We start from the raw sequence: 14,961 nt of genomic DNA on the forward strand, positions 1-14,961 counted from the left end.
AGGCGATGATTTCGCGGTCGAATGCGTCGATGACGAAGGCGAGACGAATGACCTCGCCATTCCAGCAGGTGAACTCCAGACCGTCCGAGCACCAGCGCAGATTGGAGCGCATAACCATGACCTTGCCGTCATGGATGCGGCCCTTGCGAACGGCGGTATGCTTCTCCAGCAGCATGGCATGGTTGCCCATGATGCGATGGACCCGTTTGGCGTTGACCACAGGCTTATCGGCGGCTCGCCTTTCGCGATTGAGGAGCGCGGCGATCCGCCGATAGCCATAGGTTGGCCTTTGATCCACCAGCCTGCGAATGGTGGGCAAAAGCTCTGCATCCTCGACCTTGTGGTAAGGCCCACGCGGCTTTGATTTGCCTTTCAGCCGCTCGATGAGGTTGGAACGGGAGACGCCTAGCGTGTCTGCTACGGCCTTCATCGCGAACCGTCCTTCGGCAACAAGATCGGCCGCGATATCCGTTTTTTTGAGTCCGCTTTGGAAAGGGCTTCGCGGAGGATTTCGACCTCCATCGTCTTACGGCCGAGCATGCGCTCCAGCTCGCGGATGCGATCTTCCAGTTTCTTCACTTCCGAATTGCCGACCACCGGCTCGTCAGAATCCACGGCTGCAGCACCTCCCTCACTCAAGAGCCTGCGCCACCGGTAAAGCAGATTGGGCGCAACACCATGGCGGCGAGCGGTCGAAGATACCGTTTCGCCTGGTTCGAAACTCTGCTCGATGATCGTCAGCTTTTGCTCGGTTGTCCACCGCCGACGGCGGACATCACCTGTCAGCAATTCGACATGTCGATACTCGTTAGACATAAGCCTATACCCAAGCCTGTGCTTGAGCCTTTCTGCTTATGCCGACTGTCCGGTCGAAATGGGGGGCAGTTCAGCGCGGCAGAAAAGCAATTAAGGACCTAATTAAAAGTACCCATACCTTTAAAATAGTTGTTGGTCCCGTTTCGCAAATAGACGCGCAAAATATGGAAGATGAACTTATCCGGCACTTTAAAGCGCGCGGGTATAACGTTCTCAACCAAGTTGCCGCTGGAGCATTGGGTTCGCTTGGCGCGATAAAATGGACAGAGGATGCGATTTACAAAGAGGCGCGCCAATACACGTCCAGAACTGAATTCCTTCGGGGGAGTCCGGGTGCGTATGGTGCAGCGCGGCGGCAATATGGAAGCGTTGATAGGTTCTGTAAGCACATGGAACCAAAACTAAAGTCTTGGGATGAGGCGTCGATTGCTGAAGAGGCGTTGAAATATAAAAATAGAGGGGCTTTTGAGAAAGCTTGTGGCGCTGCCGTACAGGCGGCTCGTCGACTTGGTATATGGGAGAAAGTGTGCGCCCACATGCCTTACCTAAAATTACCGAATGGATATTGGTCCAATCGTCCGCGTGCATCGGTGGTGGCATGACGGGAAACTCAGATGTTTGTTGGGTGTGCTCCAGAAGGGCCGTAGGCCTCGGCGTGCAGGCAGACCGTGAACCCATACGCTGGCTATGCAAGGAATGCGCTGACATCGCCGAGCATATTCGGCATCGCAGGCGGTTGGACCCGTACGAGCTGCGCGCCCTTGATACGGGCGTCGAGGCGGTCGGGGAGTATTTGCAGGAGTTGGGAAAGACCGACCTTAAGGAAATGGATGATCTGGAAGCACGCATGCTCGTGAAGGCCGCATGGGAAGGCTGCGGTCGAGGGATGCGCGCGGCCCTAAGCGAAGCTCCATTCTGAGGCAGCCATGACAGCCTATTACAACGAGTTTGACCCGAAAGCGGCGGCTTGGTTGCGCGAGCTAATCAAGGCTGGCCACATCGCACCGGGAGATGTTGATGAACGTTCAATTGTCGATATTCGACCTTCCGACCTTATCGGATACACACAATGCCACTTCTTCGCCGGGATCGGCGTCTGGTCCTACGCGCTCCGCCGAGCAGGATGGCCAGATGATCGCCCAGTCTGGACCGGATCCTGCCCATGCCAGCCTTTCAGCGCGGCAGGCAAAGGAGCAGGGTTTACTGACGAGCGGCACCTATGGCCGCACTTCCACTGGCTTATTGAAAACTGCCGCCCTCCAATCGTCTTTGGCGAGCAGGTTGCGAGCAACGACGGACTTGGCTGGCTCGACCTTGTACAAGCTGACCTGGAAGGATCGGGCTACGCCAGCGGGGCAGTCGATACCTGCGCTGCGGGCTTCGGCGCGCCGCATATCCGACAGCGGCTGTATTGGGTGGCCCACGCCAACGACGAGGGATCACAAGGACGGTGCGGAGTGCCAGAACGTACCACTGAACGCGCTGTTGGGTCGAGTGGCTTGGCTGACGGGCTGGCCGACAGCGCAGGCGTCGGACGGAGAGAGGGCGGGAACAGGCGTAGCGCCCAACATGACGGGCAGCAGCTTGCCTCAAATGGCAGCAATGGCGGGTTGGGAAATTTCTGCGGTCCAGACTGTTACTGTGAACTCACAAGCGATCGACCCTCCCGAGAATGCCTTGAGCGGATGGCCGACACCAACAAGCAGCATGGTCACTGTGGGGGATATGGTTCAAGCAATGACTGCTGGCAACGCATCGGATCGACCGAGCTACGAGGAAGCGAACAAACAGTTCTTCGGCCCCGCCCGACTAACGGCCACTGGCGAGATGCTGACTGGCTCTTCTGCCGGGATGGAAAGTGGCGGCCAGTTGAACCCGACACATTCCCGCTGGCTCATGGGATTGCCGCCCGAGTGGGACGACTGCACGGTTACGGTAATGCAATCGTTGCGCCTGCAGCGCAAGCGTTCATCGAAGCGTACCTAGGGACTGAGATGATGCCCGCCAACGACAATCACTGCGGCGTGACGTTTAGACCTGCGGCATGAATTCGGTTCATTAGAGCCGCCGCTGCCTCGGCCTCATCGATATCGAGGTCTCTTAAATAGGAATCTTGCAGCTTGGCCACGTGGTCGGTTTCGGTATCGATGACCGACCATTTGCCGTTGCTCGTTCTCATCATTTCATACCGTCCTTTGGACATCTCCAGGCTCCAATAAGGAAGATTGATGCAAAATAACATCCAAGTGTTTTCGGGTGAAGACCCCATGATTGACGTCGCCCTGTCCTACACCGCACGCAGCTGGCCTGTCTTCCCATGCCGTGCCGCTGACGAGGAGTTCATCGACGAGGACGGCATCATTGAAATTCTCGCGACTAAAACGCCGCTAACTTCAAATGGTTTCCGCGGTGCGACGTTGAACGAGCGCATTGTGCGGGAGCTCTGGCGCCGCAACCCCGGCGCAATGATCGGCGTGCCGACCGGGGCGACTATCGGCGCGTGGGTGCTGGATATCGATCCGAAGCACGGCGGTCCGGATACGCTCGCGGCATTGGAAGCCGAGCACGGTTCGTTACCTGCCACCCTCACCGCTGAAACCACGAGCGGCGGCCGACACTACTTCTTCAAACACCAGGCTGGCGTTCGCAATCGTGGCGCATTGGGCGCTGGCATCGATGTTCGTGGTGACGGTGGTTATGTCATCGCGGCTGGCAGTGTGCCTGCTGTTGGTCAGCCTTACCGCTGGTTGGTCGATGTGGAACCGGTCGACGCGCCAGACTGGCTGCTGGAGCTTGTCCTGCCACGGTCATACGACAGCGCGACTATGTATCAGGCGCCGTCGGTTTCGGGCACGATCAACGATCGGTATGTCGAGCGCGCGGTGCAATCTGAGCTGGACGACCTTGCCGTGGAACCGATGGGCAACCGCAACAACCGCTTGAACGACGCGGCGTTCCGGCTGGGCACGTTCGTCGGCGCCGGGGCTTTGTCGGAATCCGAAGCGCGGGCCTTGCTACAAGATGTGGCGCGCGGCTGGGGCAGGGACTTCCCGCGTTGCTGCAAGACGATCGACAACGGCCTGAAGGCGGGCAAGATGCATCCGCGACAAGCACCGGAAGCCGTCAATGACAATACCAAGCTGGTGGACATCACCCGTATGCTCGACAACGCGCGGGCGAAGGTTGATGAGCAGCGTGAACCCGAAGCGCACAACGAGGAACCTGACGTCCCCGTCGTTGAAGAAGCCCCCACAGACCAACCCATCCTCGCAGCTACGCCTTTCCAGTGGAAAGACCCTTCTTCGCTACCCCGCCGCGAGTTTGCTTTCGGTCGCCATTTCATCCGCAAGTATGTCTCGGTGACAGTTGCACCGGGCGGGCTTGGCAAAACCGCCAACAGCATCGTGGAAGCGCTCGCTATGGCGTCGGGGAAGGCCTTGAACGGCGTTAAGCCACCACGCCGCCTTAAGGTCTGGCTGTTCAACGTTGAAGATCCGCGCGATGAATTGGAACGCCGCATCATGGCTGCGTGCATTCACTTCAATCTGAAGCCGGAAGACATTGATGGCCATCTGTTTCTCGACAGCGGCCGCGAGCAGGAGCTTGTCGTGGCAATCGACGACAAGAAAGGCGTCAAAATTCAGGAGCCGATTGTAGAAGCCGTGGCTGAAACCATCCTTGCTAATGGCATTGACGTGATGATCGTCGATCCATTCGTTTCCACGCACCAGGTCAACGAAAACGACAACGGCGCAATCGATAAGGTCGCGAAGCTCTGGGCGCAGATCGCGGACTATACGAACTGCTCCATTGATATCGTGCACCACTTGCGCAAGGTGAGTGACCGCGAGGCCACCGTTGAAGACGCACGAGGTGCTGTGGCGTTGATCGGAGCGGCGCGTTCGGTGCGGGTGCTAAACCGTATGTCGGAAGCGCAGGCTAATGAGGCTGGCATCCCCAGCATGGATCGGTTTGGCTATTTCTCGATCACATACGGCAAATCAAACCTTACGCCGCTCTCGCATCGGCTTGATTGGCGGCATATCGAAAGCGTGGCTCTGGGTAATGGGCGTGGGCTGACACAGCCGCAGGACCATGCGCCGGTTGTGACCGAATGGCATTGGCCGTCCAGCGAGGAAGTGGCCGAAGGGCTGACGGACGAGCAGAAAGACGCAATCCGTGGCGCTGTAAATGGTGGCATGTACAAGCAAGCACCGCAGGCCAAAGACTGGGTTGGTCACGCCGTGGCTTATGCGTTGGGGCTGGATATAGACGACGAGTTGCAGAAGAAGCGGGCCAGCCTCATTACCAAGGCACTGTTCAAGGAAGGGTTTCTCGCAAAGGTCGAGGATCGCGATCCGATACAGCGGAAGACGACGTCGTTTGTGAGGGCGGTTTAGGGGGAAGCAGCATACGGGCTTATTCTGCGTCCGGGGCGGAGGATTCCTTAGTGGCCGCCTTACCGTTGGAGAAGAATACAAGAGTAAGCAGCGCAAACGCCATTATGATAATGGCCACGTCAAAGGCGTTTGCAGCGCAAGCAATGCCGATTGCTCCTGTTGCCCACAGGCTGGCCGCTGTTGCGGTGCCTTTGACGGACGAACTCAAACGAAGAATAGCTCCACCACCGATAAATCCCATGCCGGTGATCACACCTTCAATAATGCGCGCGAGTGCTTCGGGGCTTTCGGAAGTAAATCCCTCGGTAGCTTGGATAAAGCCGCAACTGGCAACCGCGACCAGCGGAAAGGTCCGCAGACCGGCACTCCGCTCTTCGCGTTCTCGGTGCCACCCTATCGGCAACGCCAGAATGTATGCGGCGGCAAGCGCGATAATGTGTGGCCAGACATTGAAGTTGTCGGACTTTAGCGCCTCATCGAGCGCGATCTCAAGCTGATCCATGTTTTCTATCACTCTGGGTCAATGGCTTCAGTAAACGGAACTGGCCGGTTTCAGTTCCAAACAAGCAACCTATTGGCGTCAAGACCATAAGCCCAAGTAATATGGACAAACCTAATAGCGGCTCTTTCGGGACGCTTTTTTTATTGCCGCGACCAATCCGGCGTGATGCCGTTCTTGCCCATAATTCCGTATGTTCCCCCGGTGTTAATGAACCAAACGCTGATAATTGCGCACAGGACTAGAAATACGGCAGCTGAGATGGTGATACGCGCTTTGCGCGTTCTGCGCCTCAATAGGAGATAAACGCCTGTACCAACAATAGCAGATGAAACATAGGCGGCGATCATATTCGACCTCTATCGGGAAAAATGCGGAGGCCGAGCAATACCACGCAAAGTCTTCAATATGCGTTGTGTATCCGGGTCGCTGCTGTGTTCTATATTCAGAACTGTGGAACTGATAGAAACAACATAGCTAGAAATGCTGCTGCACTCACAATTGCTACCAGCAATATAAAGCCGAGTATGGGCAAGCGATCCAGCCAATTACGATCACGCTCTTTGAGAAGTTCGGTCTTAATCCGCGCCTCCTCATCAAACTGGTATCTTCTGGCACCACGCCAATTTGCCTGAAAATCTTCCCGCTCCATTCGGGCGAGTTTGCATCAAACAGCTTAATTTCTGGTTGAAATCCCACCCCTTCAGAGCGTGAACCCTGGATGAGGGAAGGTGCGCAACGGCTACCGTTACTTTTTAGTTGCCGAATGATTGTGGCCGCACCTAGAGCAAGCCTTGTTAGGCCATGGATGGTAAATATACAGGCCAAAAATGCTTTCGCTTCTGAAAAGTGAAAATGAGCATTTGGGGCATACAAAGACGAACATGAACAAGATCGCCCCAAGGGCCAATACAACTGATCCGATCGCGGTACCGCTCGCCCCAATCGCATCACCAACGCCCTTCGTCCAGTCAGGCGAGGTGAGTACGAGAACAGATAATATAATCAGAAATAGCCAGGCTTTTTTGTAGAGTGTCATAAGTAATTGATATCTTTTTTATTTAACCTCGGACAGTTAATACATCTTACTTGCCACATCGTTGCGGCGAAAGCCTAACCTCAAACTGCCTGGGGCCTAACATCATCTGTTTCTGAGGGCGTGTGACGATCTTAGCCCGAATTGAACAAGGACCGGCGATGACCTGATATTGGTCAGGTTCTTGATAAATGACTTTGGTTACCGGGTGGCTTGGGAACTGTTCAGCAACAGCTTCAATTACTGCCGACATTTCTTTGGCGCGTTGATAATTGGGAGCTAAAGCTGCGTCAGCTGCTGTTGTGGAGAAGGCTAGCAGAGCAGTTAAGACAAAAGCATGATTTAAGCGCATATCGACCCTTCCTGTTTGGCAAGGATTGAACTGTGAGTCTTCTCCGGATGACAAGCAGAGAGCCTCCCGCCGACTGAAGGCCGGTTTATACCATGGATGCTATACCGAGGCCATCGACTAGCTCTGGTCGGCCGACCGCGCCAAGCGCTTCCACAACCGCTCGCCGCTCGTCGAGTGATCCCTGCTGTATCTCCACAGCAATAGCTTCCAGAGCTTTCAAGTCAGCGTCAACATCGCATTCTCGGTCTTCTATATAAGAAACAGCGATAGCAAGAGCGGTGGCTATATGCTGCATTTCACTGACTCCGCTCGACCGCGAAGCTTGGCGCATCTTTGCCTTTGCCTTCTTGCAGGAAGTCCATCAGTTCCCCCATTAAAACCTCGGCGACCGACTTTATCATGCCGAGCTCAATGACACCCTTATCGGTCTTTATACTAAGAATTCCGAGCAACGGGTCTTGATTTAGAACCTTGTATTTAGCGCCCAGCAGTTTGTCGAATTCATATGGCCCAAATTTAGACATTGGATTTCCCTTCGAATGGCACTTCATTACACATCATAGCAGGACTTGGCTCAGGTTGCGGGCTAATAATAAGGAACCTATCAGCAAATGTTTCGTTTCGCTTTTCCAACCAGGAGGACGATCATGAAAACTCTGTCTGATATTTTCGAGCATACCTTGCAGGACATTTATTACGCAGAAAACGCCATTACCAAGGCTCTTCCGAAAGTCGCCAAGGCGGCCAAAAGCGCCAAACTGAAGCAAGCCGCTGAGGAACATCTCGAAGAAACTAAGGGGCAGATCACGATTCTGAATGGATTGTTCAAGTCTCTTAAGCTAAAGCCTACCGCTGAGAAATGCGACGCGATCGAAGGGCTGATTAAGGAAGCCGACGGCTTGATTGAAGAGGCAAGCGGAACAGCTCTTGACGCAGGCTTGCTCGCAGCTTGCCAGGCGGTCGAGCATTATGAAATTTCCAGATACGGTTCGCTGCGCGAATGGGCAAAGGAGCTCGGACATACGGAAGCACACACCTTACTTACCCAGATTTTGGATCAGGAAAAAGCCACAAATAACAAGCTCACGAACTTGGCCATAAGCCAAATCAATAAGGCATAGTTTTCTGGCTTCATACGAGAGGAAGGATGTCCGCCTTCCTCTCTTTCTTCCATCAACACAACCGCCTGTCACAATAAAAATACAACCCTAAGTAACGCGTACTTCTTTTTGCGCACTTCTCGAAAAACCCTAAAAGAAGTTCGCAAATGCACGCTGCTTTTGGTGCGTAAGAGTTCTTATATAGAAACTTACGCACAAAGCGCGCGGCGCGCAGTTCTCGAGTTTTGAGAAGTGCGCACTTTTCCTGATTTAGGACTTTCCAAAATACAACCTGATTTGAGGTTGGCGACAAGACGCCCCCGGTGAATGGTGTAACTGGAGGACCGCAAAGCGCCTTGCCCCGCGGCAGGTTAACGTCTCATTTTCTGCATGTCCATTAACACCACATTTATTGAGGCATTCCACACTCCTCTTGCCGCTACCAACGGCATACCGCAATCAACACGAGGAGCACACATGGCACGCAACCGCACGCGCGCGCCTTCGTCTACGACCGCCACCACCACACAGATCACACGTATCAACGGCGCCCGCGTCAAGATCACCACCCGCAATGGCCGCGTTACTACTAAGTCTGCCCCGCCGCTCGAATGGGAATTGCAGGCGGCGCAGGTTCCCGCATTGCGCCGCCTGCCGCAATACCAGCGCCAGTTCCTGTTGGCCGGAGACATGAACGCCAGCAAGCGTGGGCCAAGGGCGCAGGCTCAGGCAATTGCAACGGGAATGACCAGCGGCGAACCTGACCTCCGCATCTATGGCGAATACGGTCGTCTGCTGCTGATCGAGAACAAGGTCGGGCAGGGGAGACTGTCACCAGCCCAGAAAGACCGCCACGCGGCCCTACAGCGCCTCGGCTACACGGTTCTGGTCATTCGGGCCACGACGACCACAGAAGCCGCTGAGCGGGCCGTTACGGCGGTTCTGGGGTGGCTTGGACAAGAGAAGGGGAAAGCAGCATGACGAATACAAGACACGGATCACTCGCAGAACAGTTAAAGGCGCTTATGACGTATCGCAACCGCCCAGAAGGTCAGCGAGAACCATTGCAGACGAACTGGTCTGTTGCGCCTGGAGCGAATGACAATGACCCGGAGGAAGTCGCCGACATGCGTTACGAGCGGGACTGGCGGCAAACACCGTCCGTGCAAGCCATCATGCAGAATGTAGCTAGTAACGATACCGAGAAGAATGAGAATGGACAGATTGTCCGCATAGGCAAGCTGCGGTTCAGCGATGGAAACCAGACTGAAGTCGGATATGTGCTCGGCATCGACGGTGAAGTTATTCAGGCCGACATACGAATGCCGGCAGGCGCAATGCTCGGCACGAAAGATAAACCAGATCGTGCATCGGGTGGCGGAGCTGATCCGAAGGATACCAAGGCGAGCAATCACTATTTCGAAGATATGCTTGGAACAATGCCGCATCGATATATTCCATCCGGCAAGCGCCGAAATGGTACGGATTACAGCGCTGAAGAATCCGCCCGCATTCTCGCAGAGGCCCACGCAAACACCGACATGGAGAAGGTGACTTACACGCGATACCCGAAAGGGTTGCCGTGTGGTTCGCCCAAGGTGGCCAATAGTTTTCTTGGGATGCGCAAAACAACGTGTGCCGGTGGAGGAGACGAGGCGTGGGAAGATACACTGTCTGCGATGATCGATCGCGACCTGTGGTTTGAAGCGCTTCAAGAGTTGAAAGATAGGGATCGCGACGTTCTAGATGCTGCGCTGGGGGCGGGCAGTCTGGCAGATATCGGAGTGAGTGGCCATCAGCGCACAAAAGAGCGGCAAGGCAAAAGGCGACTGATAGCGGCAAATGATAATCTTGTGGCCGCATTGAAAAAATCTGCGGCCTAACTGCCGCTTTTTGCGATCTCGTGCGGAGTATAGTGAAGGGGTTCAACCGCTACGCGGTTGCCCCGCACCGTTCCGTGCGCGAGGCGACGGACGCTCGGTCATGTTGCAGTTGGGTGCAACCGCTGAACCGGGCGTAACTTTCCAAAATAGCGCCCATACCTCTGCTATCGGCTTGTCCGGTATTATGTCTGGGCCTTCTAAATCCAGCGCCGTTTCTCCTCCGGCTGCTGGTTCGGCGGGTTGAGCCTATTGCGGTAGGCTCCCCGCCGATTGTGTTCTAACGGTAACGGTTGCCGCGGCCCTTCATGAGCATGCAGGCCACGAATGCAACCAGACCAACAGAAGCCCATGCGGATGCTGTGCCGGGATTTTCTCGTGCGTACTGAACAGCACGCTGGCCATGTTCACGCGCGCCTTCGGCGAGCACATTCACAGCGTCTTTCGTGGACGCAAGGGCATCGTCGGTTGTGTCGGATAGATTGCCGAGATGATCTGACAGTCGGGACGATAGGCTGCTGATTTCCTTGCGCAGTGCGTCGATCTGTTCGGAAAGCATGCCTTCGGTGGTCTGAGCCATTTCATTCTCCTTTTGAATTGCCAAACCGAAACGGCGAAGAGTAATGAATTGTTCCACCCTTATGCAGGTTTTGAGTAACTCTAAGCGGCCATCTCCCGGCAAGTTGCAGCGCAGAGATCGCAAGCGGCCACGCATTCGTCCATCCCATCCAAGTCTTCGCAGCTCTTGGAACAGGCCTCACATATTTCAGCACAGGCTTTGCACACCGCCTGATGCAAGGGCGTCCTCAAAAGCATGATATGGGCGCACGTCCTACATATCTCAGCGCAGGCGAGCATTGTTCGGAAATGCACGGGCTGAACGTGCTCACCACCTTCCTCAAGACAATGGGTAGACGCCATCCCGAGGCACGTTTGATAACAAGCAAGGCATGCTTCAATGCAGGCCTTCATCTCTGTGCTGTTCATGACGTCTTCTCCCTTTGCTGATTATATGATGCCCTTAATGGTGATGGGCGTGTTCCTCGTTCTGCTTGCGTGTTGCGGCTGCCTTCTTCGCAGAGGCGGAGCGTTCTGCAGCGCTTCTGGAGGCAGCTGCTTCACCGCCCTTCTTCCCGCCTTTATGTGCGGCGGGATTGCCTGTAGATTTGCCGCGACCTGAGCCGCCAGGCTTGTTGCCACCACCATCGTCCTTATTCACAGTCGCCCAAGCACGGCGTTCAGCTTCCTTATCTGATACGCCTTTCTTTTCGTATCCTTCGGCGATGTGATCTGCTTTGCGTTCTTGCTTATCAGTGTATTTGGATTTGTCACCGCGTGGCATATCTTCCTCCTATTCAAGTTTGGATTTCTGACCAATCGATGTGTCCCTTCAGGGATGCAGAACTAACGCGGGGACAATGAAAAATGTTCCTTGGCATAGGGACGAGAACCCCACATGTCAGCACCTTCTCGGCCTTGGCTGCGGCTATATCGAACCGCACGTTGGCAACGCTTACGTGAGCGGCAACTGACTGCGCATCCTCTGTGCGCCTACTGCATGCAGCAAGAGGACGTCACACCGGCCACGATATGTGACCACATTATTGCGCATAAAGGCGATGAGGATCTGTTCTGGGATGCAGATAACTTGCAATCACTTTGCAAGCCCTGCCATGACCGTATCAAGCAGCGTGAAGAGCTCGGGCAGGACGTCGTTCGGTTCGATGCGTCAGGCTGGCCAGTAAGCCAATAAAACAGAACGGCATCTGCAATTCTTGACCTCTTGCAGATGTTTGGCAGCGGGTGAGCGACGGCTCCCCGCTGTTTGCGCTTGAGGTCAATCCCCAACAATGGAGTCAAGCCATGGGAAGAAAAACAGACATAATCGGCATGACGTTCGGTCGGCTCACTGTATTGAATGAGGTTCCGAAAAAGAATTCTGGGCGTAGATACTTATGTCTATGTTCCTGCGGTACGACAAAGGAAATAGATGGCGCATCCATGATGCATGGTGGGACGCAAAGCTGTGGGTGCTTATCTCGTGAAGTGACGTCAAAGAGAAGTATAAAACATGGACATGCCTCGCCATACACACGAACACCGACCTACAGAAGTTGGGAGGCCATGGTGCGACGAGTATCAAATCCGCAAGTTGCCAACTGGGCAGAATACGGAGGTCGAGGCATTACGGTATGTGACCGGTGGAGACAGTTCGATAACTTCCTCGAAGACATGGGCGAGCGTCCAGTTGCCACTTCTTTGGATCGCATAGATCCTAACGGAAATTATGTGCCCGACAATTGCAGATGGGCATCTGCATCAGTGCAGTCGAGGAACACAAGAACTAACAAAATAACTTATTCGGATGCAGAGACCATTCGCTTGGCGGTTTCTAACGGAAGCTCGCAGAAGTCTCAATGTGAGATGTACAAGCTATCTCCGGGGACAGTTTCTGAAATAGTTTCAGGAAAGCTATGGGCCACCCCGTCATAGGCCAGATTGGCCGGTCGGTTGACCAGCCAGGGGGCATCGAAAAGTCCAGAAGTGCGCTAGCCCCGGACCGGCGAGGACCCACAGCGCACGCATCTCCAATTCAAAATATGACCCCATAAGGATTTCATTCCATGGCAAAGCCGAGAAATCCCCTCGGCAAGGCCAAAGTCGAGGGGCGAGACAAAACGCATGCCGGTCGGTACAAAAACCGCGCAGACCCAGTCGCAAACGGCCCGCTTGGCGCTCCTCCCGTCTGGTTGAAGGATAGTGCTGAGATAAAAGCGAAGTCAGCCTGGAAGCTTTTCGCGAAAGAGCTGCCGTGGCTAAATGAATCGCACCGCACGCTCGTCGGCATGGCCTCGACTATTCAGGGCCGCATCATGGCCGGGCAGGAGGTGGGTGTGCAGGCGATGAACCTGCTCCGCCAGATGCTTGGCCAGATGGGCGCGACGCCTGCTGATGCCTCCAAGGTGGCGACACCCGACGATGGCGAAGAAAAGGACGATCTGCTTGACTGATATGCCTGCGCTTGAGCGTGTGAGCGCTTATGCGCAAGCTGTCATTGATGGCAGAGAAGTTGCCGGTCCTCACGTTCGCAATGCCTGCCGACGTCATTTCGATGACCTCGAAAATGGCCACGAGCGTGGTCTGTACTGGGACGACGATGCAGCCGACCGCGTGTTTCGATTCTTTGAAGGGCGGCTTAAGCTTTCGGAGGGCCAGTTCGAAGGCAAGCCTTTCAAACTGCATGCCTCGCAGGCTTTCAAGCTGGGTTCGCTGTTCGGCTGGAAGCGTTCAGATGGTTCGCGCCGCTTTCGGCGCGCCTATATCGAGGAAGGCAAGGGCAACGGTAAATCGCCATTTGCTGGCGGTGTCGGCCTGTACGGCCTGATCGCGGACAAGGAAGCTGGCGCGCAGATCTATGCGGCGGCTGCCAAGAAAGAACAGGCGGGAATTCTCTTTCAGGATGCCGTGAAGATGGTTCGCGCTGCCCCGGCACTCGTCGAGCGGCTGAAATTCAGCGGCGGCATCGGTCGCGAGTTCAATATCGCGCATCACAAATCGCAATCGTTCTTTCGCCCGATTTCAAAGGATTCCGGCAAGTCTGGCTCAGGTCCGCGACCGCACTTTGCGCTTTGCGACGAGGTGCACGAACATCCCGACCGCTCGACGATGGAAATGCTTGAGCGCGGCTTCAAGTTTCGCCGCCAGCCTCTGCTGCTGATGATTACGAACTCGGGCAGCGACCGAAACAGCATTTGCTGGGAAGAGCACGAGCATGCCGTCAAGGTGGCTGCCGGTACCCAAACGCCAGACGAGGATTTCGCCTATGTCGGTGAGGTGATCGACGACACAACGTTTTCCTATGTCTGCGCGCTGGACAAGGGCGACGATCCGCTCAAGGACGAAACCTGCTGGAAGAAGGCGAACCCGCTTCTCGGCGTTATCCTGACGCTGGAGTATCTGGCTGGTGTGGTCGCTCAAGCAAAGCAGATGCCGGGCAAACTGAACGGCATTCTTCGACTTCACTTCTGCTGCTGGACCGATGCCGACAAGGCTTGGATGCCACGCGAGACCGTCGAAAGCGTAATGGACGATTTCGATCCCGAAGTCGAACACGCCGACAAGCCGGTTTTCATGGGCGTCGACCTATCCGGCAGCAAGGATATGACTGTTCTTGCCTGTGTTGTCCCGACCGGCTTCAAGGAAATGGATCGGGAAGATGGATCGACGGTCAATCTGCCGACGTTTGATGCGTGGGTGGAAGCTTGGACGCCAGCTGATACTCTGGAAGCGCGAGAACAGGCTGACAAGGCGCCATATGCGCTTTGGGTAAAGCAGGGCTGGCTGAATGCGCCGCCCGGTAAACGAATTCGATATGACTTCGTTGCGTCGCGGGTGCAGCAACTCGATCAAGCCTTTGACATTCAAGCCATCGCCTATGACCGCTACGCCTACGACAAGTTCCGCGAGGAAGTCGAAGCGCTCGGCTTGGACATTGAACATGTCGCACACCCGCAGGGCGGCAAGGTTCGGGCACGGCCTGAGCCTGCAAAGGTGGAGGCGGCGAAAGCTGCAAACCTGCCACCGCCGCAAGGTCTGTGGATGCCGGGTTCTGTTCTGGCTCTCGAGGACATGATTATCGATGGCCGCATTCGCATGCGGCGCAATCCCGTCCTTATGACTGCCTTGATGGGCGCGACATTCGATCATGACCCGCAAGACAACCGGTGGTTCGTCAAAACGAAGGCATCGGTGCGCATCGACGCTGCTGTCGCTTTGGCAATGGCGGTTGGTGTGGCGATGGACGGGGCGGTTACGCCGAAAGAGTCCGTCTACAAGAAACGCGGCATCCGAATGGCCGGCTAATCGGAACAAGGAAAG

Annotated in this window: 19 protein-coding genes and 1 pseudogene; 10 read left to right on the forward strand and 10 right to left on the reverse strand. The window is 55.3% G+C overall.

Annotated elements, in window-relative coordinates:
- Window positions 1-816 (reverse strand): annotated as a pseudogene (locus ACTJKP_RS21215) (IS3 family transposase); the annotation flags it as partial.
- Between the two features lie 164 nt (window positions 817-980).
- Between ACTJKP_RS21215 and ACTJKP_RS21220 the strand changes: the two are divergent.
- From ACTJKP_RS21220 to ACTJKP_RS21230, 3 genes are read left to right on the forward strand one after another with little or no spacing between them, the layout of a single operon-like run.
- Complete coding sequence (locus ACTJKP_RS21220; RefSeq protein ID WP_440632055.1) at window positions 981-1,418, forward strand: hypothetical protein; 438 nt, start codon at window positions 981-983, stop codon at window positions 1,416-1,418.
- Window positions 1,419-1,471: 53 nt separating this feature from the next.
- Window positions 1,472-1,735 carry a DUF6511 domain-containing protein gene (locus ACTJKP_RS21225; protein ID WP_440632056.1) on the forward strand — a complete coding sequence of 88 codons (264 nt, stop codon included), beginning with the start codon at window positions 1,472-1,474 and terminating at the stop codon, window positions 1,733-1,735.
- 7 nt (window positions 1,736-1,742) lie between these two features.
- Entirely contained in the window at window positions 1,743-2,864 is a 1,122-nt protein-coding gene (locus tag ACTJKP_RS21230) for a DNA cytosine methyltransferase (protein ID WP_440632057.1), read from the forward strand.
- Here ACTJKP_RS21230 and ACTJKP_RS21235 read toward each other — a convergent pair.
- Window positions 2,831-3,019 (reverse strand): hypothetical protein, encoded by a 189-nt coding sequence (locus tag ACTJKP_RS21235; protein ID WP_078339758.1) that lies wholly within the window; start codon window positions 3,017-3,019, stop codon window positions 2,831-2,833. The two genes, ACTJKP_RS21230 and ACTJKP_RS21235, sit on opposite strands and share 34 nt — an antisense overlap.
- A 25-nt stretch (window positions 3,020-3,044) precedes the next feature.
- On the opposite strand from ACTJKP_RS21235, the gene ACTJKP_RS21240 reads away from it, so the two are divergent.
- On the forward strand, window positions 3,045-5,216 hold the full coding sequence (locus tag ACTJKP_RS21240; RefSeq protein ID WP_440632058.1) for a bifunctional DNA primase/polymerase: 2,172 nt from the start codon (window positions 3,045-3,047) through the stop codon (window positions 5,214-5,216).
- A 19-nt stretch (window positions 5,217-5,235) separates the two neighbouring features.
- Here the strand turns inward: ACTJKP_RS21240 and ACTJKP_RS21245 are convergent, their stop codons facing one another.
- The 5 genes from ACTJKP_RS21245 to ACTJKP_RS21265 all read right to left on the reverse strand — a co-directional run bounded on the left by ACTJKP_RS21245 (window position 5,236) and on the right by ACTJKP_RS21265 (window position 7,627).
- Window positions 5,236-5,718 (reverse strand): MgtC/SapB family protein, encoded by a 483-nt coding sequence (locus ACTJKP_RS21245; protein WP_440632059.1) that lies wholly within the window; start codon window positions 5,716-5,718, stop codon window positions 5,236-5,238.
- A gap of 442 nt (window positions 5,719-6,160) precedes the next feature.
- The gene (locus ACTJKP_RS21250) at window positions 6,161-6,367 is read right to left on the reverse strand and encodes a hypothetical protein (protein WP_440632060.1); all 207 of its coding nucleotides are present in this window, start codon (window positions 6,365-6,367) and stop codon (window positions 6,161-6,163) included.
- Window positions 6,368-6,800: 433 nt separating this feature from the next.
- The gene (locus ACTJKP_RS21255) at window positions 6,801-7,157 is read right to left on the reverse strand and encodes a hypothetical protein (RefSeq protein WP_440632061.1); all 357 of its coding nucleotides are present in this window, start codon (window positions 7,155-7,157) and stop codon (window positions 6,801-6,803) included.
- Window positions 7,158-7,188: 31 nt separating this feature from the next.
- On the reverse strand, window positions 7,189-7,398 hold the full coding sequence (locus tag ACTJKP_RS21260) for a hypothetical protein (protein WP_440632062.1): 210 nt from the start codon (window positions 7,396-7,398) through the stop codon (window positions 7,189-7,191).
- Window position 7,399: 1 nt separating this feature from the next.
- A complete protein-coding gene (locus ACTJKP_RS21265) occupies window positions 7,400-7,627 on the reverse strand; it encodes a hypothetical protein (RefSeq protein ID WP_280992934.1) in 228 nt (75 codons plus the stop codon).
- Between the two features lie 123 nt (window positions 7,628-7,750).
- On the opposite strand from ACTJKP_RS21265, the gene ACTJKP_RS21270 reads away from it, so the two are divergent.
- From ACTJKP_RS21270 to ACTJKP_RS21280, 3 genes are all read left to right on the forward strand, one after another.
- A complete protein-coding gene (locus ACTJKP_RS21270; RefSeq protein ID WP_440632063.1) occupies window positions 7,751-8,224 on the forward strand; it encodes a YciE/YciF ferroxidase family protein in 474 nt (157 codons plus the stop codon).
- Between the two features lie 456 nt (window positions 8,225-8,680).
- The gene (locus tag ACTJKP_RS21275; RefSeq protein WP_440632064.1) at window positions 8,681-9,184 is read left to right on the forward strand and encodes a VRR-NUC domain-containing protein; all 504 of its coding nucleotides are present in this window, start codon (window positions 8,681-8,683) and stop codon (window positions 9,182-9,184) included.
- A complete protein-coding gene (locus tag ACTJKP_RS21280) occupies window positions 9,181-10,086 on the forward strand; it encodes a hypothetical protein (protein ID WP_440632065.1) in 906 nt (301 codons plus the stop codon). Before ACTJKP_RS21275 ends, ACTJKP_RS21280 begins: the two co-directional genes overlap by 4 nt.
- A 277-nt stretch (window positions 10,087-10,363) precedes the next feature.
- On the opposite strand, the gene ACTJKP_RS21285 is transcribed toward ACTJKP_RS21280, so the two are convergent.
- The 3 genes from ACTJKP_RS21285 to ACTJKP_RS21295 all read right to left on the reverse strand — a co-directional run bounded on the left by ACTJKP_RS21285 (window position 10,364) and on the right by ACTJKP_RS21295 (window position 11,425).
- Window positions 10,364-10,663: a hypothetical protein gene (locus ACTJKP_RS21285; RefSeq protein ID WP_440632066.1), complete on the reverse strand. Its 300-nt coding sequence runs from the start codon at window positions 10,661-10,663 to the stop codon at window positions 10,364-10,366.
- 80 nt (window positions 10,664-10,743) lie between these two features.
- Window positions 10,744-11,070, reverse strand: a complete 327-nt coding sequence (locus tag ACTJKP_RS21290) for a four-helix bundle copper-binding protein (protein WP_440632067.1) — start codon at window positions 11,068-11,070, stop codon at window positions 10,744-10,746.
- A 34-nt stretch (window positions 11,071-11,104) separates the two neighbouring features.
- The gene (locus tag ACTJKP_RS21295; protein WP_440632068.1) at window positions 11,105-11,425 is read right to left on the reverse strand and encodes a plasmid stabilization protein; all 321 of its coding nucleotides are present in this window, start codon (window positions 11,423-11,425) and stop codon (window positions 11,105-11,107) included.
- 216 nt (window positions 11,426-11,641) lie between these two features.
- Between ACTJKP_RS21295 and ACTJKP_RS21300 the strand changes: the two genes are divergently transcribed.
- From ACTJKP_RS21300 to ACTJKP_RS21310, 3 genes are all read left to right on the forward strand, one after another.
- A complete protein-coding gene (locus tag ACTJKP_RS21300; RefSeq protein ID WP_440632069.1) occupies window positions 11,642-11,836 on the forward strand; it encodes an HNH endonuclease in 195 nt (64 codons plus the stop codon).
- Window positions 11,837-12,707: 871 nt separating this feature from the next.
- A complete protein-coding gene (locus ACTJKP_RS21305; protein WP_440632070.1) occupies window positions 12,708-13,094 on the forward strand; it encodes a hypothetical protein in 387 nt (128 codons plus the stop codon).
- Between the two features lies 1 nt (window position 13,095).
- Window positions 13,096-14,946 carry a terminase large subunit gene (locus tag ACTJKP_RS21310; protein WP_440632105.1) on the forward strand — a complete coding sequence of 617 codons (1,851 nt, stop codon included), beginning with the start codon at window positions 13,096-13,098 and terminating at the stop codon, window positions 14,944-14,946.
- The last annotated feature ends 15 nt before the right edge of the window (window positions 14,947-14,961 follow it).

Source organism: Brucella sp. 22210 (assembly GCF_052045675.1).
Lineage (GTDB): Bacteria > Pseudomonadota > Alphaproteobacteria > Rhizobiales > Rhizobiaceae > Brucella.

Bases quoted from the DNA above. Each gene is read 5' to 3' on its own strand.
- ACTJKP_RS21275 (WP_440632064.1), top strand. From the start codon at position 8,681: ATGGCACGCAACCGCACGCGCGCGCCTTCGTCTACGACCGCCACCACC.
- ACTJKP_RS21305 (WP_440632070.1), top strand. From the start codon at position 12,708: ATGGCAAAGCCGAGAAATCCCCTCGGCAAGGCCAAAGTCGAGGGGCGA.
- ACTJKP_RS21280 (WP_440632065.1), top strand. From the start codon at position 9,181: ATGACGAATACAAGACACGGATCACTCGCAGAACAGTTAAAGGCGCTT.
- ACTJKP_RS21310 (WP_440632105.1), top strand. From the start codon at position 13,096: ATGCCTGCGCTTGAGCGTGTGAGCGCTTATGCGCAAGCTGTCATTGAT.
- ACTJKP_RS21245 (WP_440632059.1), bottom strand. From the start codon at position 5,718: ATGGATCAGCTTGAGATCGCGCTCGATGAGGCGCTAAAGTCCGACAAC.
- ACTJKP_RS21220 (WP_440632055.1), top strand. From the start codon at position 981: ATGGAAGATGAACTTATCCGGCACTTTAAAGCGCGCGGGTATAACGTT.
- ACTJKP_RS21300 (WP_440632069.1), top strand. From the start codon at position 11,642: ATGCAGCAAGAGGACGTCACACCGGCCACGATATGTGACCACATTATT.
- ACTJKP_RS21290 (WP_440632067.1), bottom strand. From the start codon at position 11,070: ATGAACAGCACAGAGATGAAGGCCTGCATTGAAGCATGCCTTGCTTGT.
- ACTJKP_RS21270 (WP_440632063.1), top strand. From the start codon at position 7,751: ATGAAAACTCTGTCTGATATTTTCGAGCATACCTTGCAGGACATTTAT.
- ACTJKP_RS21265 (WP_280992934.1), bottom strand. From the start codon at position 7,627: ATGTCTAAATTTGGGCCATATGAATTCGACAAACTGCTGGGCGCTAAA.
- ACTJKP_RS21260 (WP_440632062.1), bottom strand. From the start codon at position 7,398: ATGCAGCATATAGCCACCGCTCTTGCTATCGCTGTTTCTTATATAGAA.
- ACTJKP_RS21285 (WP_440632066.1), bottom strand. From the start codon at position 10,663: ATGGCTCAGACCACCGAAGGCATGCTTTCCGAACAGATCGACGCACTG.
- ACTJKP_RS21235 (WP_078339758.1), bottom strand. From the start codon at position 3,019: ATGTCCAAAGGACGGTATGAAATGATGAGAACGAGCAACGGCAAATGG.
- ACTJKP_RS21295 (WP_440632068.1), bottom strand. From the start codon at position 11,425: ATGCCACGCGGTGACAAATCCAAATACACTGATAAGCAAGAACGCAAA.
- ACTJKP_RS21230 (WP_440632057.1), top strand. From the start codon at position 1,743: ATGACAGCCTATTACAACGAGTTTGACCCGAAAGCGGCGGCTTGGTTG.
- ACTJKP_RS21240 (WP_440632058.1), top strand. From the start codon at position 3,045: ATGCAAAATAACATCCAAGTGTTTTCGGGTGAAGACCCCATGATTGAC.
- ACTJKP_RS21250 (WP_440632060.1), bottom strand. From the start codon at position 6,367: ATGGAGCGGGAAGATTTTCAGGCAAATTGGCGTGGTGCCAGAAGATAC.